The following is a 22,466-nucleotide window of genomic DNA, read 5'->3' as shown; positions in this document are numbered from 1 at the left end:
CCGACGGTGACTCGTCACGGGATGGCATAACCGGAAGGCGGTGGACGTGACTTCACACCGACGGGCCTGGTCGCTTCGCGCCGGTGTGGTCTTGGCGCTGGCTGCTGGCGCCCTGGTTGCCGTCCCCGCGGCCCCGGCCCTCGCCGCCGAGGTAGACGTTAGTCCAAGCTCCGTCACGGTTTCAGCGGGTAGTGACGCGACCGTGACATTGCGCATCAGGGCGTCGAGCCCAGAGGAAAACTCGGCCAACGTCAGCCTGACCGGGCTGCCCAATGGGGTCAGTTGCAGTGATGGGTGCGGTCGGGTCGACGGCCTCAACGTCGCCCAGCAGAAGAACCACCTGCTGACCCTGCGCGCGTCCGACGGCGCCCCGGCGGCCAACGGCACGCAGGTCACCGTGCGGGTCGTGAGCGAGCGAGACGCCGCCACCGAAAACTTCTCTCTGACGGTCACCGCCAAGGAGCAGCAGCCACAGACGGTCAAGCAGGTGTCGGGCAAGGTGCGCGACGACGCCACCGGCGAGGGCATCGAGGGCGCGACGGTGGCGCTGGCCGACTCGCAGGGCAGTAACTGCACGGCCACGACGAACAGCACCGGCAACTACAAGTTCACCACCTGCGAGGGCAAGCAGATCGCCGCCGGAGAGCTCTTCATCGGCGCCGGCGCCGCGGATTACAAGAATGCCCAGAAGCAGGTCAACGGCAATGCCGGCCAGTCCGTGACCGTGCCCACCTTGTCGCTGAAGTCGACCAAGGCGGCGTCGCCGTCCGCGAGCGCCGCGGCCACCCCGAGCCCCGAGGAGTCCACGGCTCCCGAAGAGGAGGCCTCGGTCGAGGCCACCGCCAACCCCGACACTCAGAACGCGTCCAACAACGAATCCGGCGGCATGGGCTCCTGGCTGCTGATCATCGTCGGTGGTCTGCTGGTGGCGCTCGGTGTTGGTGCGATCGTGCTCCTCGTCATCCGCCGCAAGCAGGATGACGGCGAAGACGACGAGGACGAGCCGGACGGCTCCGGTGGCCCGGGCCCGCGCCCTGGCGTTCCGGGTGCGCAGGGTGTGTACCACGGCGGCCCCGACGCCACCCGCGTCGCGAACCGCGCTGGTGCGGGGCCCGACGCGACGATGGTCGGGCGGCCGTCGCTTGCCGACGCGCCCACCATGCTGCAGAGCCCTGTGGTCGACGAGTACCCGGACCCGTACGGCGCGCCGATGCCGGCCGCGACGCCCGGTCCGCAGCAGTCCGACTGGGCGGGGCCAGGCGCCAACGGCGCGTATGGCGCGCCAACCCAGGTCGGCAACAACTACGGCGCGACCCAGCCGGTCAACGGGTACGGCCCGCCGCCGGCCAACGGATACGGCGGTCAGCCGCAGGGCGGTCCGGGCCAGTACGGCCCCACGAGCGGTAGCGGTGGCTACGGCGGTCCGCCCGGTGGCCCGACCAGCGGTGGCGGTTACGGTGCCCCGCAAGCCGGTGGCCCAACCAGCGGTGGCGGTTACGGTGCTGGCCCCGGCGGCCCGGGTGGCCCCAACGGTTATGGCGGTCCGGCCGCACCGGGCGGCTACGGCAGCCCCGCGGCACCCGCTGGCCCCTACGCTGGCGGTCGCCCCGGCGATGACGCCCCGTACGCGGGTCGGCCGGCCGACGACGGATACGGCGGCGGTCGTGGCGAGTACGGCGGTGGCCCCGGTGGCGGCTACGGCGCACAGCAGGGCGGCGGCTACGGCGGCGACCCCCGCGTCGGCGGCGACCGGTACGACGAGCCGACCGGCCGCTGGACCGGCGGTGGCGCCGGCCCGGGCGGCGGTGGCTACGGCCCACCCCAGCCGCCTTCGGCACCGACTTACGACAACGGCGCGTACGGCGGGCAGCAGGGCGGTGGCTACCAGCCCGAGCCGGAGCAAGGCGGTTACGGTCAGGGCGGCGGCTACGGCCCGCAGAGTGACCCGTACGGCGGCCGGCCCAGCGCGGGCAACGGCTACGAGCAGGGTGGCTACGGCCAAGGCGACGGCGGTTACGGCGGCGGTGGCGGCAACTACGGCGCCCCGCAGCAGGGCGGCGGCTACGGCGGCGGTGGCGGATACGACCAGCAGGGCGGCTATGACCGGGTGCCCGAGCAGCGTGGTGGCTACGACCAGCAGGGCGGCGGGTACGACCAGCAGGGTGGCTACTACGACCAGGGCGGCCAGGGACAGGGCGGCCCTCAGCAGGGTCGGCACGGTGGCGGCGGCCCGCAGCAGCCAGCCAGCCGAGGCGAGCGCCGCTCCCTGGACTGGCTAGACGACTAACCCGTGATCAGGGCGTCCCTCAAGTTGCTCTAACGACTTGAGGGACGCCCTGATCATGAGGAATGCGCTAGGCGGGGGCGAAGACGCCGCTGCTCAGCACCGGCACCGTCTCTGATTCGCCGGCCTGGACAGCGATCTCCACGTCGTCTCCGAAGCCGATCTTGACGAGTTCGTGGCCCGACACCGAGCCTCTGATCGCCGCCGGCACATCCGGGATGCTCGCGTAGGTGGCCAGTGCCACGGCCGCCTCGACCGAGAGGCCTCCCGGCGCGTCGATCAGGCCGTTGAGCACGGCTGCCGCGCCCAGCAGGTCTTCCACCCCGGGTCGCAGGGCCTCGTCGGGCCACCGCTCACCGGCGGCCACCACACCGATCGGGGCACGCAGGCTCCCGTACCCTCTCCGGAGGAGCCAGCGGGCGACGGCGGGTGCGTTGCGGACGCAGCCCGCCACCACCGGAATGCCGGTGGCGCTTGCGGCGGCGGAGATCGCCGAGCCGTTCGGCGATGGCAGCACGAGTTCGGGTGTGACCGGCGCGGCCCGCAGGGCAGCCGGCGACAGTGACCACGGCCGGTCCGGGCTGACCTTGCTGCGCCCGACGGCCGCGACAGCGCCAACCCGGCGGGCGTATGCGTCGGCCTGCGCTCCCCATGGAAATGGGTGCACCCGCATGCCACGCCCGACGGCCACGTCGACAGCCGTGGTGAACGACAGCACGTCGACCACGACCAGTACCGCGCAGACCCGGCCTAGCTCGGCCGCGCCCGCCAAGCCCCAATCGAAGCGGACTCCGGCGCCCGGCTGGGCGTAGACCGACTCAGGCATCGCCGCCGAAAAGCTTCGGCAGCGTCGACGTGTACGCCTCGCGCAGCTCGTCGAGCCCGATCGTGAACTGGTCGCGGATGTCGAGGACACCAGCGTTCTGATCGGTCACGCCGAGCGCCGTCCACGGTAGACCGTGCTCGGTGCACAGCGCGGTGAACGCCTTCTCCTGGCCGTGCGGCACGGAGACGAGGGCGCGGCTGGCCGACTCGCTGAACAGGTACGCGAACGGCATCGAGCCGGCCGTGTGCTCCTCGGGCAGGGCGATGCGGGCGCCGACACCGTTGCGCAGGCACGCCTCGACGAGGCCCTGTGCGAGGCCGCCGTCGGAGAGGTCGTGGGCGGCGCTCAGGTGGCCGACGCGTGCGGCCTCCGCGAGGACCGTGGCGAGCGTGCGCTCGCGCGGCAGGTCGACCCGGGGCGGCACGCCACCGAGGTGCTCGTGCGTGACCCAGGCCCACTCCGAGCCGGACAGCTCCACCCGGGTCTCGCCGAGCAGGAAGATGATGTCGCCCTCGGGGTTGGCCGGCTTGGGGAAGCCCATCGGCACCCGCTGGCTGACGTCGTCGAGCACGCCGAGCACGCCGACGACGGGCGTCGGGTGGATCGCCGCAGCCCCGGTCTGGTTGTAGAAGCTGACGTTTCCACCGGTGACCGGGATGCCCAGCTCGGCGCAGCCGTCGGCCAGGCCGCGCACGGCCTCGGCGAACTGCCACATCACGCTGGGGTCTTCGGGTGAACCGAAGTTGAGGCAGTTGGTGACGGCCAGCGGACGAGCGCCGGTGACGGCCACGTTGCGGTACGCCTCGGCGAGGGCTAGCTTGGCGCCCTGGTACGGGTCGAGCCGGGCGAACCGGCCGTTGCCGTCGACCGACAGCGCCACGCCGAGACCGCTGTGCTCGTCGATCCGGATTACACCGGAGTCTTCGGGCTGGGCGAGCACGGTGTTGCCCAGGACGTACCGGTCGTACTGCTCGGTGACCCAGCTCTTGTCGCACAGGTTGGGCGAGGCGACCATGCGCAGCAGGGTCTCGCGCAGCGCCTCCGGTGTGGACGGTCGCGTCAGCGTCTCGGCCCGGTCGGCCTGGAGCAGGATGCGGTCGGCGGGCTCGCGTATCGGGCGGGCGTAGACCGGCCCGTCGTCGGCCAGCGAGCCGGGCGGCACGTCGACCACGGTGTGGCCACGCCAGTCGATCGTGAGGCGGCCGGGCAGCCCGTCTGGGCCGGGCGGCGTGACCTCGCCGATCGCGGTGGCGATCACGCCCCACTTCTCGGCGATCGCCAGCACCGCGTCGAGCTGCGTGGGCTCGACGATCAGCAGCATGCGCTCCTGCGACTCGCTCGCGAGGATCTCGTGCGGTGCCATCGAGGGCTCACGCAGCGGCACACGGTCGAGCGCGACCGTCATGCCGGTGCCAGCCGCCGCGGCGGTCTCGGTGAGCGCGCAGGTGAGGCCGGCGCCGCCGAGGTCCTGGATGCCGACCACCAGCTTGGCGTCGTACAGCTCCAGGCACGCCTCGATGAGCAGCTTCTCCATGAACGGGTCGCCGACCTGCACGGACGGGCGGCGCTGCTGGCTCTCGTCGTCGAAGGTGGCACTGGCGAGTACCGACACGCCACCGATGCCGTCGCGGCCGGTCTTGGCGCCCATGAGCACCACGATGTTGCCCACGCCGGCGGCGGCCTTGTTTTGCAGGCGGTCGACCGGCAGGACGCCGACGCAGAGCGCGTTGACGAGCGGGTTGCCCTGGTAGCAGGGGTCGAAGACGACCTCGCCGCCGATGTTGGGCAGACCGAGGGAGTTGCCGTAACCGCCGATGCCGGCCACCACACCCGGCAGTACCCGGGCGGTGTCTTCGTGGTCGGCGGCGCCGAACCGCAGCGGGTCCATGACCGCGACGGGCCGCGCGCCCATGGCGAGGATGTCGCGGACGATGCCGCCGACGCCGGTCGCGGCGCCCTGGTACGGCTCGACGTAGCTGGGGTGGTTGTGCGACTCGACCTTGAACGTGACCGCGAGGTCGTCGGTGACCTGGATGACGCCCGCGTTTTCGCCGATGCCGGCGAGCAGCCGGTCGCTGGGTGGCGCCTTCTCCCCGAACTGCCGCAGGTGCACCTTGCTCGACTTGTAGGAGCAGTGCTCGCTCCACATGATCGAGTACATGGCCAGCTCGGACTGCGTGGGCCGGCGGCCGAGGATCTCGCGGATGCGCTCGTACTCGTCGTCCTTCAGGCCGAGCTCGGCGTACGGCTGGAGCTCCTGCGGCGTCGCCGTGGCGCGCTGGACCGTGTCGGGCCCGCCGTCGAACTCATCGACATTCACCGACGGTGCCTCTTCTTGTTGCAGCACATTGCCAGTTAATTCGGTCATGCCTGAGCCCCCGCGCCGGCAAGGTGCTTGAGTACGGACGTGAAGAAGCCCAGCCCGTCGATGGACGGGCCGGTCAGGGCCTCGACCGCGTGCTCCGGGTGCGGCATGATGCCGACCACGTTGCCGGCGGCGTTGCTGATGGCCGCGATGTCGTTGAGGGAACCGTTGGGGTTGCCCTGGATGTAGCGGGCGACCACCTGGCCGTTGGCCTCCAGCTCCTCGAGGGTCCGCTGGTCGGCGACGTATCGGCCTTCGCCGTGCTTGACGGGGATCAGCACTTCCTGGCTGTCGGTGAACGCGTTGGTCCACACGGGCTGGATGGCCTCGACGCGCAACCACTGGTCGCGGTTTCGGAAGTGCAGGTGCTGGTTGCGGGTCAGCGCGCCCGGCAGCAGGTGGGCCTCGCAGAGGATCTGGAAGCCGTTGCAGATGCCGAGCACCGGGAGGCCGTCGCGCGCCGCCACGGCGATCGACTCCATCACCGGGGCGAACCGGGCGATCGCACCGCCGCGCAGGTAGTCACCGTAGGAAAAGCCACCCGGGAGGATGACGGCGTCGACGCCGTGCAGGTCGGGGTCGGCGTGCCAGAGGCGAACCGCTTCGCCGCCCGCGAGACGCACGCCACGTGCCGCGTCGCCGTCGTCGAGCGACCCGGGAAACGTGACAACACCGATACGCGCGCTCATGCCGGGGCCTCGACAGGCTCCTCGGCCGGCTCCTCCGCCTCTACACGCACGGTGAAGTCTTCGATCACGGGGTTGGCCAACAGCTTGTCGGCGATCTCCCGGGCACGGTCCAAGTCTGGCTCGCCAGAGAATTCGATCTCGATCCGGCGGCCGATGCGCACCGACGCGACGTCGGTGACGCCGAGCCTTGGCAGCGCGTTGGCGACTGCCTGGCCCTGCGGATCAAGGATCTCCGGCTTGAGCATGACGTCGACAACGACGCGAGCCACTGGGCACTCCTGACTGTGTACGCGGACGCTGCCGCTATCGACTGCCGGGGCCGAAAATGGTGCCGCCCCCCGCCCCCGGACAAGCGTGCCAAGCGTACCTGGTAGAGGGCGGGCAGCTTGCACCGGCTGTCCTGGTCACGGGATGGCTCAGCCCGCCACCACACCGACCACGGTGATGGTCGCGAGGAGGGCACAGACCCCGGCGGCGGCGTACCGCACGACGGACAGCTTCACGCGCTTCAGCAGCCAGCGGCCGAGCAGGACCGCCGCGCCGGAGACCGTGATCAGCGCCACCCATGAGCCGAAGAACACCGGTACCGCGGGCTTTCCGCTCGCTACCAGGCCGGCGGTGAGCAACTGGGACAGATCACCCCATTCAGCGGTGAAGAGCACGAGGAAGCTCGCCCCCGCCGCGCGCCAGCCACGCTTACCGGTGGTGATCTTTTCGCCGTACTCGCGCTCCTGCTCGGCCTCGGCGTTGTCGGCCGTGCGTGCTCCCCGAAACAGCACTATCGCGCCGAGTGCGAAGAGCGCGGCGGCCACCAGCGCCACCGGACGCTCGGGCAGTTGGGAGAGCAGGTGACCGGCGCCGACGGCGACCAGGCACTGCACGCCGAACGCGGCGCTGACGCCGAGCCACACCGGAAGCGCCGGGTACCGCGTACTGAGTACCAGCGTGGCGACGAACGTCTTGTCCGGCAGTTCCACGGGCAGGATCAGCACGAACGCGGTCAGCGCGACGAGCGCGTACTCCATGGTCGGTTTCCTTTCCCGGCAGGGCCGGGAGCACGGGCGCCCTCGACCCGGCACGTATGGCCTGGGCCGAAGGTCTCGCCCACCGTGGTGAACACGGCCACGCGGCCGGGCGCCGGAGCGCCAGTGTGTCGACCGCGCGATTGGGGGCTACTCCCCTTCGCTCAGCCGAGCCTACCTGGTCATTACGGCCATCACGCCGTCGTATGACCTGGATCGGATCCTTGTCGACGGGTATCGATGCGTCCTAGCGTGTCCCAAACCCCTCAAAAAGGAGGTCCAACCATGCGCATGCGCCTAGCCGTGACGGCGCTCGCCACCGCGGCCGCCGCGGCCGTGGCCGCGCCCAGCGCCGCGGTCGCCGCAGACGTGGAGCCGTACATCATCGGCGGCAGCACCGTCTCCTCCGCACCGTGGGCGGCCGCGGTCTTCAGCAACGGCTCGTTCACGTGCTCCGGCACGATCATCGCCCCGACCTGGGTACTGACCGCGCGGCACTGCATCAGCGGCACCATGTCGGTGCGCGTCGGCAGCGTCCTGCGCGCGTCGGGCGGTGTCACCCGGACTGTCAGCGCCACCTTTACGCGCTCCGACCTGGCGCTCATGCGGCTCAGCAGCAGCGTCAGCACCAGTTACGTGACGCTGGCGAGCAGCGACCCGCCCGTTGGCTCGACCAACTCGATCTACGGCTGGGGCATGACCTGCTACAGCGGCTGCGGGGCGTCTGCCCAGCTCAAGACCGCGTCGGTGCGGGTGACCAGCACGAACGTGACGGACGCGTACGGCGGTCGTGCGATCCGCAGCACCGCGATCAACGGGAACGCGTGGCGTGGCGACTCGGGTGGGCCTGAGTTCTACAACGGCGCCCAGGTTGGCGTGGCGTCGACCGCTAACGGCGTGAACATCCAGAACTACGGCAGCGTCGCGTTCAACCGCGCCTGGATCCAGTCAACCGCAGGCGTCTAACCCTTCTCCGTGATCAGGGCGTCCGTCAAGTTGCTGAGACGACTTGAGGGACGCCCTGATCATGCGCGTGTCACGTACGGAGTGGGCGTCCCTGGCCGTCCACCGGCCGGCCGGCGAGCATCACGATGCCGTCGACCACGAACCACACCCACAGGCCGAGGTAGATCATGAAGGGAAAGATCAGGAGGAAGCCGCACCAGAACGAGATCCAGCCGACCACGGTGAGGCAGATCTGCGTGATACCCAGCCCCGTGTTGCCGGCGTACAGTCGCCCGACGCCGCCGAGGCCGATGAAGAACCCGGGCAGCATCTGGAGCAGGCCGGCGATCACCTTGCTCTTGTCCGACAGCGGGTAACCCGTCAGCGGGTCCAGTCCGTAGGGCGCCGTCCCATAAGGCGCCACTCCGTACTGAGGCGGGTAGCCGGCGGGACCGGGCGAGTACGGCACGGGCGGCGCGGACATGGGCTGCTGCTGGTACGGCACGAGCGGATAGTTCTGCTGATACGGGTCGTAACCGGGTGGAGGGGCGGTCATAAGCGCACGCTAGCGGTTCGAATCGGCGTGCGATCTGTCGGGAATCCGCAGCGACTCGTCAGAGGATGGGGCCGGGGGTATAGGTGGCGGCTGCGGGGTGTGCGGCGACGACCTGTGCGACCCGGTCGGCAACGGCGGTCACCTGCGCCTGGGCGGCACCCACGAAGGCGGCCCGATCGGCCACCAGCGTGTCGATCTCGGCGCGAGTGAGGCCGAGGCGCTGATCGTGCGCCAGCCGGTCCAAAAGGTCGTTCTCCGCGATGCCCTTCTCGCGCATGTCGAGCGCCACGGCCACCGCGTGCTCCTTGATCGCCTCGTGGGCGGTTTCCCGCCCGACACCGCGCCGCACCGCCGCGACCAGGATCTTCGTGGTGGCGAGAAACGGCAGGTACCGGTCGAGCTCGCGGGCGATCACCGCTGGGTACGCGCCGAACTCGTCGAGGACCGTCAGGAACGTCTGGAACAGGCCGTCGGCGGCGAAGAACGAGTCCGGCAGCGCGACCCGGCGCACGACCGAGCACGACACGTCGCCCTCGTTCCACTGGTCGCCGGCCAGCTCGCCGATCATCGACAGGTACCCCCGGATGATCACGGCGAACCCGTTGACGCGCTCACTCGACCGGGTGTTCATCTTGTGGGGCATCGCCGACGAGCCGACCTGGCCGGGCTTGAACCCCTCGGTGACCAGCTCCTGCCCCACCATCAAGCGGATCGTGGTGGCCAGCGACGACGGCGCGGCGGCGACCTGCGCCAGCGCGGAGACCACGGCCAGGTCGATCGAGCGCGGGTAGACCTGGCCGACGCTGTCCAGTACACGGGTGAAGCCGAGGTGTGCGGCGACCCGGCGCTCGAGTTCGGCGGCCTTTTCCGGCGAGCCGAGCAGGTCGAGCTGGTCGGCCGCGGTGCCCACCGGGCCCTTGATGCCGCGCAACGGGTACCAGTTGATCAGGTCGTCGAGCCGCTCGTACGCGATCAGCAGCTCGTCGGCGGCGGACGCGAACCGCTTACCGAGCGTGGTCGCCTGCGCCGGCACGTTGTGCGAGCGCCCGGCCATCACCAGGTCGGAGTGCTCGACCGCGAGCCGAGCCAGCCGGGCCAGTGCCGCCACCACCCGGTCGCGTACCAGCTCCAGCGACTGCCGCACCTGGAGCTGCTCTACGTTTTCGGTGAGGTCGCGCGAGGTCATGCCCTTGTGCACGTGCTCGTGGCCGGCGAGCGCGCTGAACTCCTCGATCCGCGCCTTCACGTCGTGCCGCGTGACCCGCTCGCGGGCCGCGATCGACCCCAGATCGACCTGGTCGAGGACGCCCTCGTACGCCTCGACCACACCGTCGGGCACCTCGACACCGAGATCGCGCTGGGCACGAAGGACAGCCAGCCACAGCCGGCGCTCCAGGCGTACCTTCTCTTCCGGCGACCAGAGGGTGACCAGCTCAGGGGACGCGTACCGGGCGGCGAGAACGTTCGGGATCACGCCACCACGGTACGGCGTCAGCGTTCGACGATCGCCACCACGCCCTGCCCACCGGCGGCACAGATGGAGATCAGTCCGCGGCCCTTGGTGCCCTTCTGGGCGAGCAGCTTGGCGAGCGTGGCGAGGATGCGGCCACCGGTCGCCGCGAACGGGTGTCCGGCGGCGAGCGACGAGCCGTTGACGTTGAGCTTGGACCGGTCGATCGCGCCCAGCGGGGCGTCGAGGCGGAGCTTGGTCTTGCAGAAGTCGGGCGACTCCCAGGCCGCCAGCGTGGCGAGCACCTGCGACGCGAACGCCTCGTGGATCTCGTAGAAGTCGAAGTCCTGGAGCTTCAGGTTGCGCCGGTCGAGCAGCCGGCACACCGCGTACGCGGGCGCCATGAGCAGCCCGTCGGCGCCATGCACGAAGTCGACCGCCGCTGTCTCGCCGTCGACCAACCAGGCCTGTACCGGCAGATTGTGCGCGCGGGCCCAGACCTCGGACGCGAGCAGCACCACCGACGCGCCGTCGGTGAGTGGCGTCGAGTTGCCGGCGGTCATCGTGGCGTCGCCGTCCTTCACGCCGTACACCGGCTTGAGAGCGGCCAGCTTCTCCAGCGAGGTGTCGGGGCGCAGGTTCTGGTCACGCTTCAGCCCGAGGTACGGCGTCACCAGATCGTCGAAGAACCCCTGGTCGTACGCCGCGGCGAGTCTGCGGTGCGACTCGAGCGCGAGGGCATCCTGGTCCTCGCGCGTGATGCCGAACTCCCGCGCGGTGATCGCGGCGTGCTCACCCATCGACAGCCCGGTACGCGGCTCCGCGTTCTGCGGGAGCTGCGGCTTGAACGGCTGGAGCGGGCGCAGTTTGGCCGCGGCCCGCAGCCGGGCACCGAGGCTGCGTGCGGCGTTCATCTCGATCAGCGCGCGCCGCATGTCCTCGTTGAGCTGGAGCGGGGCGTCGGATGTGGTGTCGACGCCGCCCGCGATGCCGACCTCGATCTGGCCGAGCGCGATCTTGTTGGCGACCAGCAGCGCCGTCTCCAGGCCGGTGCCGCACGCCTGCTGCACGTCGTACGCGGGCGTGCGCGGGTCGAGCTTCGAACCGAGCACGACCTCACGGGTGAGGTTGAAGTCGCGCGAGTGCTTGAGGACGGCACCGGCGGCCACCTCGCCGAGCCGCTTGCCCGCCAGCCCGTACCGGGCCACTAATCCATCGAGCGCGGCGGTGAGCATGTCCTGGTTGGACGCTGCCGCGTATCGGCTGTTCGACCGCGCGAACGGGATGCGATTGCCGCCGATGATGGCGACTCGTCGGACGGTATGCACGGCGCATTCCTCTCCCGAAGTAACCTACTGGCCAGTAGGATACGCCTATGAGCGATCGGTACGCGACCTTTGCCAACTCCGGGCCGGGCCGCGCCCTGGTCAAGCGCCTGGGGCTGCCCGCACCACCGAGCCTGCGCCGCCATCGGCCCGGCGACCCCCTTGTACCCGGCCCGGTGCTAGTCGAAGCCGCCGCTGGTGGACGACTTCACGAGCCTGTCAGGGCGATCCTCAAGGCGGCGGGAGTCTCCGACGCGGGTGAGCGGTACTCGGGGCTGATCTTCGACGCCACCGGCATCACCGACTCAACCGACCTGAAGTCGCTCTACGACTTCTTCCACCCGAACGCCCGCGCGCTTCTGCCCTCCGGCCGGGTGATCGTGCTGGGCACCCCGCCGGAGGCGTGCGAGTCCCCGCGCGAGGCCACCGCACAGCGCGCCCTCGAAGGGCTGACCCGCAGCATTGGCAAGGAGTTCGGGCGGGGCACGACCGCGCAGCTCGTCTACGTGACGCCCGGCGCCGAGGGTGCCACCGAGTCGACGCTCCGGTTCCTGCTGTCGGGGCGCTCGGCATACGTCTCCGGGCAGGTCATCCGCATCGGACCCAGTGCGTTCACCATGCCGGCCGACTGGGACCGGCCGCTCGACGGCAAGGTCGCGCTGGTCACCGGCGCGGCGCGCGGGATCGGCGCGGCCATCGCGCGGGTCCTGGCCCGCGACGGCGCGCAGGTCGTCGCGCTCGACATGCCCGCCGCCGGCGACGCGCTCGCCGACGTGGCCAACGACATCAGGGGTACCGCCTACCAGCTCGACCTCACCGCCGCCGACGCTCCGGGGCGGCTCGCCGACCACATCGCCGACCGCCACGGCCGGCTCGACATCGTGGTACACAACGCCGGCATCACCCGCGACAAGACGATCGCCCGGATGGACGCCGACCGCTGGGACTCGGTGCTCGACGTCAACCTTTCCAGCCAGGAGCGCATCAACGACGTACTCCTCGCCCGTGACCTGATCCCGCACGGCGGCCGGCTGGTCGGGGTCGCGTCGATCGCGGGCATCGCCGGAAACCGCGGCCAGACCAACTACGCCACCAGCAAGGCCGGCGTGATCGGGCTCGTGGAGTCGATGGCGCCAGTACTGATCGACCGGGAGATCACCATCAACGCGGTGGCGCCCGGGTTCATCGAGACCCGCATGACCGCGAAGATGCCGGTCATGCTCCGCGAGGCCGGCCGCCGGATGAACAGCATGTCCCAGGGTGGCCTGCCGGTCGACGTGGCGGAGACGATCGCGTGGTTCGCGTCGCCGGCGTCGGGCGGAGTCACCGGAAACGTCGTACGCGTCTGCGGCCAAAGCCTCCTGGGGGCGTGATGTATCTGCGCGCCGCGATCGGCTTGGTCCCCGCGTTTTCCCGTCCGCGTGGCCTCCCCGACACCGTGCACGAACTGCGGGACGTAAAAACCGACCTGAGCCGGCTTGCCGACTACAACCGGGCCTGCGGCTTCCGGCTCACCAACGCGCTGCCGGCCACATACCCGCACATCATGGCGTTTCCGCTGGCCATGCGGCTGATGACGGCTTCGGACTTCCCTTTCCCGGTGATAGGGCTGGTGCATGTCGCCAACCGCATCGAGCTGGTGCGCCCGATCGACGCGAGCGAGCCGCTCGACCTGTCGGTTCGCGCTGCCAATCTACGTCCACACGACCGGGGCCGGCAGTTCGACATCGTGGCGACCGCCTCCTCGGGTGGCGTCGAGGTGTGGCGCGGCGTCTCGACGTACCTGAAGCGGGAGGGCAAGGACGGCGGCCGCAGCGGCGAGCGCACCGACCCGCCTGCGCCGTCCGCGCGGTGGCGCGTGGCTCCTCGGGTCGGCACCGACTACGCGCGGGTCTCCGGCGACCACAACCCGATACACACATCACGGATCGGGGCGCGCCTCTTCGGGTTCCCCCGCCCGATCGCGCACGGCATGTGGAGCAAGGCTCGCTGCCTGGCCGCGCTGGAGGGCCGCCTGCCTGAGACGTACACAGTGGACGTGGCATTCAAGCTCCCGATCCTGATGCCCGCCACGGTCGCGTTTTCCGCCTCACCGTCCTGGACCTTCGCCCTGCACGACGCAAGATCCGCAAAACCACACCTCACTGGAACGATCACGCCCTGATCAGGGGGAAGGGGAGCGGAGGCGGATCGCGGCCTTGCCGCCGCTCCGTACGCGCTCCAGGTACGACTCGACGATCGTGCGCCGCACTGTTTCCGGTGCGGCGTAGATCGCGGTCGGGGTGAAATGCAGTACCAGGGCGCCATGGCTGGTGAGGATGTTGTGCCGGTGGAGCGTCTTGGACCAGTCGTCAGGCATCGAGTGGTGCTCCCGCGAGTCGACTTCGAGGGCGATGCCCACGTCGTCGATCCAGCCGTCTGGGGTCGGCAGCGGCAGGCCGGACAGTGTGACCAGGGCTGGATTCCACAGCACCGCTGGAAGGGCGGAACTCGTCTCGGTGATCTGCCGCAGCTGTGCCTCGGGCGCCGACCGTACGCCGCTGGCGACCTCACCGAGGGCCTCGCGCATCAAGGCACTTCCTTTCCGCGCGCCCGAGTCGAGTTCCTCCCGTAGCAGCGCCACAGTGGTGAGCCGCCTCTGGACCGCTTCCGCAACCATGGCGCGCACGGAGCGAAGGTCGACGCAGGCTCGGGCGGTGTCGGCCACCGCCCTCGCCACGGATGCCAGTGTCACGGCGCCGCGCTGGACCGGCCGTCCATCTAGCCGGCGTGTGCGCCGAACCAACACGAATCCCGACGAGCTCACATGGCACGTGTGGGGCACGAGCATGTGGAGAAGTTCGTCGTCGGGGGCGTATCGCATGCCGTGCGCGCGTAGCGCCGCCGGGCCGGTGAGCTGGCTGGATGGTCCACAGTAGAGCTGGGCAGCGACCTCGCGCTGTGCGTCGGTGAGCCGCCCAGTGAAACTGGCGTAGACCGATGGCAGGACCACCTGCCACTGGCGACTGCGGAGCAGCCATCTCAGCGAGCCGTCGGTCAGGGTGGCGCCGACGATCTGATCGCGACGCACGACGCCGTACTGGAGATCTACCAGTCCGCTGATGTCCACCTGCAAGCGCCGCCTCGGCATGCCGACGACTGTGCCGCCTCTACCGGCCGCAGACCATCCCTGTGGATAACCCTGTGGACAACCTTCCGTGATCAGGGCGTCCCTCAAGTCGCCCTAACGACTTCAGGGACGCCCTGATCACGAAGATGGGTGGCACGAAGTCAGGATTACGGGGCGTTGCTGGACCCCTACCGTCAGGGTATGAAGAACCGGACGGCACTCACGATCCTGGCTGGCGCCGTGGTCGTCACCAGCTCGGTCGGCGCGCTGGCAGGCTGCCTGTCACCGAACGACGAAGGCTCGGCTCCCGGCGGCACCGGTGGCCTGGGCGCGGCTCCCACGGCCTCCGCACCCGCCACGCCGGCCTCCACGTCACCGGCTCCCGCCCAGACGACGCCGGCCGGGCGACCGACCACGACGCGACCGGCCACGACGCCGCCCGTCGCGACCGGGCCGAAGATCGTTTACTTCCGGATCGCACAGAAGCCGCGCTGCCCGCAGGGGACCAGCGAGTTCCCCGTCGAGGGCGTGCCGGTGATCCTGGAGTGGAAGGTCACCGGCGCCAAGCAGGTGACGCTCTCGGTCGACGGCCCCGGTGTGTACGACACGTACGAGGCCACGGGCACCGCCACGCTCGCCTTCCCGTGCGGCGGCGAGCCGGGTGAGAGCGTGACGCACACGTACCTGCTCAAGACGATCGGCGGCCAACCCGTGCGCTCGAAGAAGCTGACCGCCTCGGCGGAGGTCTACGAGGTGGCCTCGGTCTGAAGCCGAAGCGCCTGGCGGGGGCAGAGTCCCACCGCCTGGCGCGCCGGACCCGACAGCGCGCGGGGCACCGACAGTCCCTGCTTGGGCCGCGGGTACCCCCACTCGTCGAGGTCGAGCATCTCGGGCAGGAGTTCCCCGCAGAGCCCGCGTCCCCGGCAAGCGGTCCAGTCGATGTGCAGTCGCTCAGACATCCGACGCGCCCTCCGCTGTGCAGTACCCCGCCAGGTGCATCCGCACCTCCGGGGCGAACGTGGCCATGGAACTGCGCACGAAGCGCACGGTGCCATCCGGGTGGTGGCAGGCGCCCCGCCCGGCGACGAGCCCGAGCAGCCGCTCCACCTCACCAGGAAGCCGGGTGTCGCGGTCGCGACGGGCGAGCCGGATCAGCGTGTCGGCGAGCCGGGGCAGCCCATTGACGCACGGGCCGCACTGGCCGGCGGTCTGGCGGGCCAGGTAGCTCGCGATACGCGCGCTCTCGACGAGGCCGCACGCCGAGGTCGGCAGCGCCACGACGACACCCGCGCCGGGCGACGCACCGTACTGCCGTAACCCGGCCCGCGACACCGGTACCTCGGCGCGGGCGGGCAGCCAGGCGCCGTGGTAGCCGCCCACGAGAACGGCCTGGAGGTCGGACGAGGGGCCGCCGGCCAGGCTCACCAGTTCCCCGAGTGGGATGCCGTACGGCGCCTCGTAGACACCCGGCATCCGCACCGCACCGCTCAACGTGGCGAGGAACGTGCCCGGCTCCTGCCGCGTGCCACGGCTCCGGAACCACGACGGCCCGTACCGCGCCAGCAGCGCCAGATGAGCGAGCGTCTCGACGTTCTGCACCAGGGTCGGCGCGCCACGCACCCCGGACTCGACGACCAGCCGGCGCTTGTCGCGGGGCAGCGCGGCGCGCCCCTCGATCCGGGAGATCACCGCCGACTCCTCGCCGCTGATGAACGTGTCCGGCGCCTCGACGACCGTGATCCGCGGCGCCCGCTGGGCGATCCGGGCTCGCAGGGACGGCGCGAGGTCGGCGGGCGCGTAGAGGTACACCTTTTCGGCACCGACGGCCTCGGCGGCGAGCATCAGGCCGTCGAGTACCAGGTGGGGTGAGTGGGTGAGCAGCGCACGATCCTTGCCGCTGGCCGGCTCGCCCTCGGCGCCGTTGCCGATGACCACGGGGCGCTCGGCGCCGCTTTTCTGTGCCCCGGCCGCGACGGCTGCCAGCTTGCGATAGGTGGGAAAGCCCGCGCCGCCCCGACCTGTCAGCCCCGCTTCCTCGGCGAAGACGAGCAGCCGCCGCGGTTCGTGCGACAGGCGGATCGGTCCCGCGTCGGGGTCGGTCAGCAGGCCGGGTGTACCGACAAGGGTCGTGGTCATCGCAGGCTCCCCACGGGTGCGAATCGATCGGACAGGCGCCAGCCCAGGGCAGAAACCACACCGGCGGCACAGGCGATGGAGACGGCCCACATCCACACCTCGCCGTTGTCGGTGCCGGTGCCGAGGCCGTGCAGCAGCGCGACCGGCCAGCACAGGTACGCGAGCCAGTGCACCGCCCGCCAGGCCGTCACACCGAGCCGGTGCCGCAGCAGGCTCGTGACCACCAGAGCGAGGATCAGGTCGAAGGCCAGCGTGCCCAGTCCCAGCCACAGCGGCCGGTACTCGCCGAGGAACGGTACGAAGAGGTCGACCAGCTTCAGTTGGGCGTACGGGTCGAAGAACAGGGTCAGGATGTGCACGGCGATCAGGCTGACCGCGAGCAGCGACGCGTTGCGGTGCACGCTTACGACGGCGAACCGGGGCAGGCCGAACACCGGGCGCCCGGAGCGGCCGCCGACGCCGAGGACCACCACGACCGTGAGCATGATCAGCGAGACCACACCGGTGCCGCGAGCCAGGTACCAGAGGACGTCGGTACTCACGCCGGCCAACCGCCCATCGTCAGCACCTCGCCGTTCGCTGCCACCAGCCGGGCCGGTACGCCCAGCGAGCGCAGCCAGTCGGGTGCACCGTGGCCGCGGATCAGGGAGGCCGTCGTGAGGGTGTTGGCGTACAGGCAGCGGGGCGCGGCGACCGATACCGTGCGCCAGACCGGGGCGGCCGGCTGGCAGGTACGCGGGTCGAGGATGTGGTGCAGGCTGCGCCCGTCCGTGTGCCAGCGCCGGCTGATCGTGCTGGACGTGGCGAGAGCGGTGCCAGCGGTCAGCGCCACCTGGGATGGCGGCTCAGCCGGCCCGTCCTGCACCAGCACCTGCCAGCCGCCCTCGGGCGCGGGTCCGGCCGTCGCGATGTCGCCGCCGAGGCTGACCAGTACCCCGGTGTCGCAGCGCTCGGCGACCAGCCGCGCGCACCGGTCGGCCGTGTACGCCTTGGCCGTGGCGCCGAGGTCGAGCAGTACGCCCGGCGGGACGGTGAGGTCGCGGCCGTCGAGCATCACCTGCCGCCAGCCCGGCGCGGGCGCGACGACGAGCCGCATGGGCGCGGATCGCACGGGCAGTTCGGAGAACGTCTTGTCGTAGCCCAGGTCGCACAGCGCGGTGCCCACCGTGGGGTCGAGGTCGCCGTCGCTGCGCTCGGCCGCGTCGAGGGCGGCCCGGATCAGCTCGGCGAGCAGCGCGCTCACCCTGACGGGGCGGCCGCCCGCGAGGCGTACCCGGCGCAGTTCGGAGTCTTCGCGAAACCGGCTGCAGGCGAGTTCGACGGCCCGCAGCTCGCCTTCGACCAGGAGGCGGGCGGTGGGCAGGGTCGATGGGTCGGTGACGACGAGCCGGGCGGTGGTGCTCCAGACCGGCCACTGGGCGGTGTCCACGCCGACGGGCAGGGTCTCCAGCAGCGGCATGTCACGACCCGCCAGACGTGGCCTGCGACGAGCCGCTGCCGCTGGAGACGGAAGAGTCGTTGGAGGTGCCGGACGAAGAAGAGGACTGCGTGGACGTCGAGGTCGACGAGGACGTCGATTCGGCTGACGGCACCACGGCCGCCACCACCAGCGCCCCCGCGAGGCTCGCCACGACGAGGCCACCGGTCACCGCGACGACCTGGCGCTGACCGCGTTCCCGGACTGACAGTGTGGTCATGCCCAAGAGACTCGCCGGCCGGCCTGAGCCGCCCTTGTGACATCCCTGTGCCGCGCCTGTGGGTGCTAGCGCGGTCGGGGCAGGTCTCGGGTGACTACCTTGCCGGTGGCGTTGCGGGGCAGGAAGGGCACGAAGTACACGTCGCGGGGCACGCAGAAGCGGGCCCGGTAACGCTTCACGTACTCGCGCACCGCGTCGGCGTCGAGCGCCTCGCCCTGGTGCAGCGCCACATAGGCGGCGAGCCGCTGGCCGAACTCCGGATCGGGTACGCCGACCACGGCCACCTCGCGTACCTGCGGCAGGTCGGCGAGCAGGTTCTCCACCTCGGACGGGAAGACGTTCTCGCCGCCGGAGACGATCATGTCGTCGTCACGCCCGGCCACGAAGAGCAGCCCGTCGCCGTTGACGAACCCGAGGTCGCCCGTGGAGATGAGCCCATCGAGGGTCTCCCGGCTGGCACCCGAGGTGTAGCCCTCGAAGATCATCTCGTTGCCGGCGAAGATGCGGCCGACCTGTCCGCGCGGCACCGGCTCGCCCTTCTCATCGAGGATCGACACCTTGGTACCGTGCGGCGGCTTGCCGGCGGTCTGCGGGGCGATCCTCAGGTTGGCGGGCGTGGCGATCGACACCCACGACGCCTCGGTCGAGCCGTACAGGTTGTAGAGCACCTCGCCGTACGCGTCCATGAACCTGGTCGAGAGGCCGCCGGGCAGAGCGGAACCGCTGACCGCGACGATCCGCAGCGGGTTCTTGGCCGGCGGCGGCACCTCCAGCAGGCGCTGCAGCATGACCGGTACCGCGAAGAGAGCCCGGCAGTTGTGGCGGGTGACCGCCCCGAGCAGGCTGTTCGGCTCGAACCTGCGCTCCAGCACCACGGTCGCGCGCAGCGCGAACGAGACCTGAAGCGCGGCGTAGCCCCAGGTGTGGAAGAGCGGCGCGGCGATCATGATGCGATCGCGGGCGTGCAGCGGGATGCGATGGATGATCGAGACGAGCGGCCCGAAGCCGCCCGGCGTGCGGCGCCGGGCGCCTTTGGGTGTGCCCGTGGTGCCGGAGGTCAGCACGATCGTGCGGCCGTCGCGCTCGGGTGGCCGCAGCTCGCCGGGCGGCGCGCCGGCGGTCAGCTCCTCGGCTCGGCTCTCCTCGATCCGCTCGACCTGCGCGGGCACCTCGACCACCCGGTCCGCGAACTCCGCGTCGTGGATCAGCAGGCGTAACCGCTGCTCCACCGCCACGACGCTCAGCTGCGCGCTGGAGAGCCCGGTGTTGATCAGTACCGTGTCGGCGCCCAGCAGGGTGCCGGCGACCATCGCCTCGACCATGCCCGCGTGGTTGCGGCAGAGCAGGCCGATCCGGTCGCCGGACCCGATGCCGGCGGCGCTGCGCAACGACCGGGCCAGCTGCTCGGACCGGTGCAGCAGCTCGGCGTACGTGACCGGGCCGCGCCTATCGTCGATGACGGCGACCCGATTTGGATCGCGGGCGGCGGCCTGTCGTAGCTCGCCAGCGAGGCTGAAGCCCCACCGCCAGAGCTGTTTGAGCTGGGACGCCACCCGCACCGGGGAACCCGGGGTGAGCAGGCCGCGTCGGGTCAGGGTGGCCACGACGAACGGCGTGATCATCCGGGGTCCCCGCGGAAATGTGGAGCGTAGCGGAGCATTTTCGTGGGGTGGTTCATCGAATCTGTACTCCGGAGATCGCCCGTGAGATGACGAGTCGCTGGATCTCCGACGTGCCCTCGAAGATCGTGTAGATCTTTGCGTCCCGGTACCAGCGCTCGACCGGGTGCTCGCGCAGGAACCCGGCACCGCCGAGGATCTGCACCGCCTTCTCGGTGACCGACACCGCCACCTCGCCGGCCTTGAGCTTGGACATCGAGCCCTCGCCCGCGTCGAAGACACGGTTGTTGCGCCCCATCCACGCGGCCCGCCACACCAGCAGCCGCGCGGCGTCGATCTCCATCTTCATGTCGGCGAGCGCGAACGCGATGGCCTGGTTCTCGATGATGGGCCGGCCGAACTGCACCCGCCCACGGGCGTACTCGAGCGCGTACTCGTACGCCGCACGCGCCACGCCGATCGCCTGCGCGCCCACGGTCGGGCGGGACAGCTCGAACGTGCGCATCGCCGCCTGGCCCGCGGCCTTCTGCCCGTTGCGCGCCCGGTCGAGGCGCTCCAGCAGAGCTTCGCGGCCGCCGAGCAGGCACCGGCCGGGCACCCGTACGTCGTCGAGGAACAGGTCGGCGGTGTGCGAGGCGCGCAGGCCCAGCTTCTTCAGCTTGCCGGGCGAGGTGAGCCCCGGCGTGCCTGGCGGCACCACGAACGCGGCCTGCCCGCGCGAACCGAGCGAGGAGTCGACGGTCGCGGTGACCACGTGCACGGCGGCGATCCCACCATTCGTGGCGTACGCCTTCTGTCCACTGAGGATCCACTCGTCGGTCGCTTCGTCGTACCGCGCCTTGGTGCGCATCGAGCCGACGTCTGAACCGGCTTCGGGCTCGGTGCTGCAGAACGCGGCGACCGCCGGCTCGTCGACCGTGCCGAAGCACTGCGGCACCCACTCGACGAGCTGCTCCGGCGTACCCGATCCGTAGATCGACGCGACGGCGAGCGACGTACCGAAGAGCGCCAGGCCGATGCCCGCGTCTCCCCAGAAAAGCTCTTCGTTGGCGATGGGCAGCGAGATGCCGGTCGGGTCGGCCCAGCAGTTGGCGAGGAACTCGAAGCCGTAGAGCCCGATCTTCGCCGCCTCCTGCAGAAGCGGCCACGGCGTCTCTTCGCGGGCGTCCCACTCTGCCGCGGCTGGGCGCACGACGTCTCGCGCGAAGCCGTGCACCCAGTCGCGGAGATCCCGCTGTTCCTCGTTCAGGTCTAGCGAGAACTCAGGCATATCAGGCCTTCGGGATGTCGAACAGGTTGGCGATATTGGCGGCCAGGCCCAGGTCACCCTTGGCCTTGAGCTTGCCGGTCATGAACATCATCACGGGGTTGCCACCGCCCGAGACGACCTTCAGGAACTCGACCGGGCCCATCGTGAGCGTGAGCTTCGGGTCGCGGTCGGCGCTCTCCGAGACCGTGCAGGTGCCGTTCTCGATGACGACCTCGTAGGTGTCGGCACCGCCGTCCGGCCGCTCGGTGACGGTCCAGTGGATCACCGCGTTGGTGGAACCGGCGCGGTCCGCGCGGAAGAGCGTGGGCATCCGGCCGAACACCTCGTCAAGGATCTTGCCGCGCAGGTCGCTCTGCATGACCTGCTTGATCTGCGCGTCCGGCGTGGTCTTGACGAGCTGTGCGAACTGCTTGGGGTCTACGCTGGCGAACGTAGCCGGATCGAAGTCGGTCATCGGATGTGCCTCCGGATCAGATTAACTTACTCGCGCGTAACCTTACGTGCGAGTAGGTATGATGGCAAGGGTGACAACGTCACCAACGTTCAAACGACTCCCCCGGGCCGTGCGTGAGCAGCAGATGCTCGACGCGGCCGTGCGTGTTTTCTCTCGACGGGGGTTCCACGCCGCGAGCATGGACGAGATCGCCGAAGACGCCGGCATCTCCAAACCCATGGTGTACGCCTACCTCGGCACCAAAGAGGAGCTCTTCATCGCCTGCCTGCACCGCGAGGGCACGCGACTGATGGAGGCCATCGTGGCAGGAGTCGGCACCGACCTCCCGCCCGACGAGCAGCTCTGGCGCGGGCTCCGGGCGTTCTTCGGGTTCGTGGGCGCGCACCGGGACGGCTGGGCCGTCCTGTACCGGCAGGCCCGCGCCCAGCAGCCATTCGCGGGCGCGCTCGCCACCATGCGCGAGCGCATGGTCGAGGTGATCGGCACGATGCTGGCGCAGGCACTCGCCGCCGAGGGCCGCGAGATCCGCGACATGGATCTCGAGGTCATGGCGTACGCCCTGGTCGGCGCGTCAGAGTCGCTGGCGGACTGGCTCGCCGACCGCCCCGACGCCGACCCGGACAAGACAGCCACCCGCATGATGAACTTCGCCTGGGTGGGCGCCGGGCAGCTACTCCACGGCGAAACCTGGCCCCCAGCGCCCCTCTCCCCGTGATCAG

General features: G+C 70.6%; 23 protein-coding genes. 6 read left to right on the top strand and 17 right to left on the bottom strand.

The window, feature by feature from the left end:
* Positions 1 to 202: 202 nt before the first annotated feature.
* On the top strand, positions 203 to 2,287 hold the full coding sequence (locus QMG73_RS00660; protein WP_281891695.1) for a carboxypeptidase regulatory-like domain-containing protein: 2,085 nt from the start codon (positions 203 to 205) through the stop codon (positions 2,285 to 2,287).
* Between the two features lie 67 nt (positions 2,288 to 2,354).
* Here QMG73_RS00660 and QMG73_RS00655 read toward each other — a convergent pair whose 3' ends face one another.
* The 5 genes from QMG73_RS00655 to QMG73_RS00635 all read right to left on the bottom strand — a co-directional run bounded on the left by QMG73_RS00655 (position 2,355) and on the right by QMG73_RS00635 (position 7,189).
* Positions 2,355 to 3,110 carry a 2-phosphosulfolactate phosphatase gene (locus tag QMG73_RS00655; protein WP_281891693.1) on the bottom strand — a complete coding sequence of 252 codons (756 nt, stop codon included), beginning with the start codon at positions 3,108 to 3,110 and terminating at the stop codon, positions 2,355 to 2,357.
* A complete protein-coding gene (gene purL / locus QMG73_RS00650; RefSeq protein WP_309299409.1) occupies positions 3,103 to 5,478 on the bottom strand; it encodes a phosphoribosylformylglycinamidine synthase subunit PurL in 2,376 nt (791 codons plus the stop codon). Before purL ends, QMG73_RS00655 begins: the two co-directional genes overlap by 8 nt.
* Complete coding sequence (gene purQ / locus QMG73_RS00645) at positions 5,475 to 6,164, bottom strand: phosphoribosylformylglycinamidine synthase subunit PurQ (protein ID WP_281891692.1); 690 nt, start codon at positions 6,162 to 6,164, stop codon at positions 5,475 to 5,477. The genes purL and purQ overlap by 4 nt, the downstream gene beginning before the upstream one ends.
* The gene (gene purS / locus QMG73_RS00640; RefSeq protein ID WP_281891691.1) at positions 6,161 to 6,433 is read right to left on the bottom strand and encodes a phosphoribosylformylglycinamidine synthase subunit PurS; all 273 of its coding nucleotides are present in this window, start codon (positions 6,431 to 6,433) and stop codon (positions 6,161 to 6,163) included. Before purS ends, purQ begins: the two co-directional genes overlap by 4 nt.
* Positions 6,434 to 6,580: 147 nt before the next feature.
* Positions 6,581 to 7,189, bottom strand: coding sequence for a TMEM165/GDT1 family protein (locus QMG73_RS00635; protein ID WP_281891690.1), 609 nt, complete (start codon positions 7,187 to 7,189; stop codon positions 6,581 to 6,583).
* A gap of 282 nt (positions 7,190 to 7,471) precedes the next feature.
* Between QMG73_RS00635 and QMG73_RS00630 the strand changes: the two genes are divergently transcribed.
* Entirely contained in the window at positions 7,472 to 8,152 is a 681-nt protein-coding gene (locus tag QMG73_RS00630) for a S1 family peptidase (protein ID WP_281891688.1), read from the top strand.
* Positions 8,153 to 8,222: 70 nt separating this feature from the next.
* Here QMG73_RS00630 and QMG73_RS00625 read toward each other — a convergent pair whose 3' ends face one another.
* Genes QMG73_RS00625 through QMG73_RS00615 form a run of 3 tightly spaced genes read right to left on the bottom strand, consistent with a single transcriptional unit; the run spans position 8,223 to position 11,465 of the window.
* Positions 8,223 to 8,687: a TM2 domain-containing protein gene (locus QMG73_RS00625; protein WP_281891686.1), complete on the bottom strand. Its 465-nt coding sequence runs from the start codon at positions 8,685 to 8,687 to the stop codon at positions 8,223 to 8,225.
* A gap of 58 nt (positions 8,688 to 8,745) precedes the next feature.
* Entirely contained in the window at positions 8,746 to 10,161 is a 1,416-nt protein-coding gene (gene purB / locus QMG73_RS00620) for an adenylosuccinate lyase (protein ID WP_281891685.1), read from the bottom strand.
* 17 nt (positions 10,162 to 10,178) lie between these two features.
* On the bottom strand, positions 10,179 to 11,465 hold the full coding sequence (locus tag QMG73_RS00615) for an acetyl-CoA C-acetyltransferase (RefSeq protein WP_281891684.1): 1,287 nt from the start codon (positions 11,463 to 11,465) through the stop codon (positions 10,179 to 10,181).
* A 47-nt stretch (positions 11,466 to 11,512) separates the two neighbouring features.
* On the opposite strand from QMG73_RS00615, the gene QMG73_RS00610 reads away from it, so the two are divergent.
* Both QMG73_RS00610 and QMG73_RS00605 read left to right on the top strand, forming a co-directional pair.
* Positions 11,513 to 12,835 carry a 3-oxoacyl-ACP reductase gene (locus tag QMG73_RS00610; RefSeq protein ID WP_281891682.1) on the top strand — a complete coding sequence of 441 codons (1,323 nt, stop codon included), beginning with the start codon at positions 11,513 to 11,515 and terminating at the stop codon, positions 12,833 to 12,835.
* On the top strand, positions 12,835 to 13,626 hold the full coding sequence (locus tag QMG73_RS00605) for a MaoC/PaaZ C-terminal domain-containing protein (RefSeq protein ID WP_407676732.1): 792 nt from the start codon (positions 12,835 to 12,837) through the stop codon (positions 13,624 to 13,626). The genes QMG73_RS00610 and QMG73_RS00605 overlap by 1 nt, the downstream gene beginning before the upstream one ends.
* On the opposite strand, the gene QMG73_RS00600 is transcribed toward QMG73_RS00605, so the two are convergent.
* Complete coding sequence (locus QMG73_RS00600) at positions 13,627 to 14,592, bottom strand: hypothetical protein (RefSeq protein WP_281891681.1); 966 nt, start codon at positions 14,590 to 14,592, stop codon at positions 13,627 to 13,629.
* Positions 14,593 to 14,772: 180 nt separating this feature from the next.
* Between QMG73_RS00600 and QMG73_RS00595 the strand changes: the two genes are divergently transcribed.
* Positions 14,773 to 15,339 carry a hypothetical protein gene (locus QMG73_RS00595; RefSeq protein WP_281891679.1) on the top strand — a complete coding sequence of 189 codons (567 nt, stop codon included), beginning with the start codon at positions 14,773 to 14,775 and terminating at the stop codon, positions 15,337 to 15,339.
* On the opposite strand, the gene QMG73_RS00590 is transcribed toward QMG73_RS00595, so the two are convergent.
* From QMG73_RS00590 to QMG73_RS00555, 8 genes are all read right to left on the bottom strand, one after another.
* The gene (locus tag QMG73_RS00590) at positions 15,318 to 15,530 is read right to left on the bottom strand and encodes a ferredoxin (protein WP_281891678.1); all 213 of its coding nucleotides are present in this window, start codon (positions 15,528 to 15,530) and stop codon (positions 15,318 to 15,320) included. The genes QMG73_RS00595 and QMG73_RS00590 overlap by 22 nt on opposite strands.
* Complete coding sequence (locus QMG73_RS00585; RefSeq protein WP_281891676.1) at positions 15,523 to 16,707, bottom strand: NADH-ubiquinone oxidoreductase-F iron-sulfur binding region domain-containing protein; 1,185 nt, start codon at positions 16,705 to 16,707, stop codon at positions 15,523 to 15,525. Before QMG73_RS00585 ends, QMG73_RS00590 begins: the two co-directional genes overlap by 8 nt.
* Complete coding sequence (locus QMG73_RS00580) at positions 16,704 to 17,249, bottom strand: ferric reductase-like transmembrane domain-containing protein (protein WP_281891675.1); 546 nt, start codon at positions 17,247 to 17,249, stop codon at positions 16,704 to 16,706. Before QMG73_RS00580 ends, QMG73_RS00585 begins: the two co-directional genes overlap by 4 nt.
* Complete coding sequence (locus QMG73_RS00575) at positions 17,246 to 18,166, bottom strand: FAD:protein FMN transferase (RefSeq protein ID WP_281891674.1); 921 nt, start codon at positions 18,164 to 18,166, stop codon at positions 17,246 to 17,248. Before QMG73_RS00575 ends, QMG73_RS00580 begins: the two co-directional genes overlap by 4 nt.
* Position 18,167: 1 nt before the next feature.
* Complete coding sequence (locus tag QMG73_RS00570) at positions 18,168 to 18,404, bottom strand: hypothetical protein (RefSeq protein WP_281891673.1); 237 nt, start codon at positions 18,402 to 18,404, stop codon at positions 18,168 to 18,170.
* A 65-nt stretch (positions 18,405 to 18,469) separates the two neighbouring features.
* Positions 18,470 to 20,026 carry an AMP-binding protein gene (locus QMG73_RS00565; protein WP_281891672.1) on the bottom strand — a complete coding sequence of 519 codons (1,557 nt, stop codon included), beginning with the start codon at positions 20,024 to 20,026 and terminating at the stop codon, positions 18,470 to 18,472.
* 52 nt (positions 20,027 to 20,078) lie between these two features.
* Positions 20,079 to 21,293: an acyl-CoA dehydrogenase family protein gene (locus tag QMG73_RS00560; protein WP_281891671.1), complete on the bottom strand. Its 1,215-nt coding sequence runs from the start codon at positions 21,291 to 21,293 to the stop codon at positions 20,079 to 20,081.
* Between the two features lies 1 nt (position 21,294).
* A complete protein-coding gene (locus QMG73_RS00555) occupies positions 21,295 to 21,747 on the bottom strand; it encodes an SCP2 sterol-binding domain-containing protein (RefSeq protein ID WP_281891670.1) in 453 nt (150 codons plus the stop codon).
* A gap of 70 nt (positions 21,748 to 21,817) precedes the next feature.
* Between QMG73_RS00555 and QMG73_RS00550 the strand changes: the two genes are divergently transcribed.
* Positions 21,818 to 22,462, top strand: coding sequence for a TetR/AcrR family transcriptional regulator (locus tag QMG73_RS00550; protein ID WP_281891669.1), 645 nt, complete (start codon positions 21,818 to 21,820; stop codon positions 22,460 to 22,462).
* Positions 22,463 to 22,466 lie beyond the last annotated feature (4 nt).

Source organism: Phytohabitans aurantiacus, assembly GCF_027923225.1.
GTDB classification, from domain to species: Bacteria; Actinomycetota; Actinomycetes; order Mycobacteriales; family Micromonosporaceae; genus Phytohabitans; species Phytohabitans aurantiacus.
The sequence above is the reverse complement of the archived record's forward strand: the minus strand, read 5'-3'. Positions and strand labels throughout refer to the sequence as shown.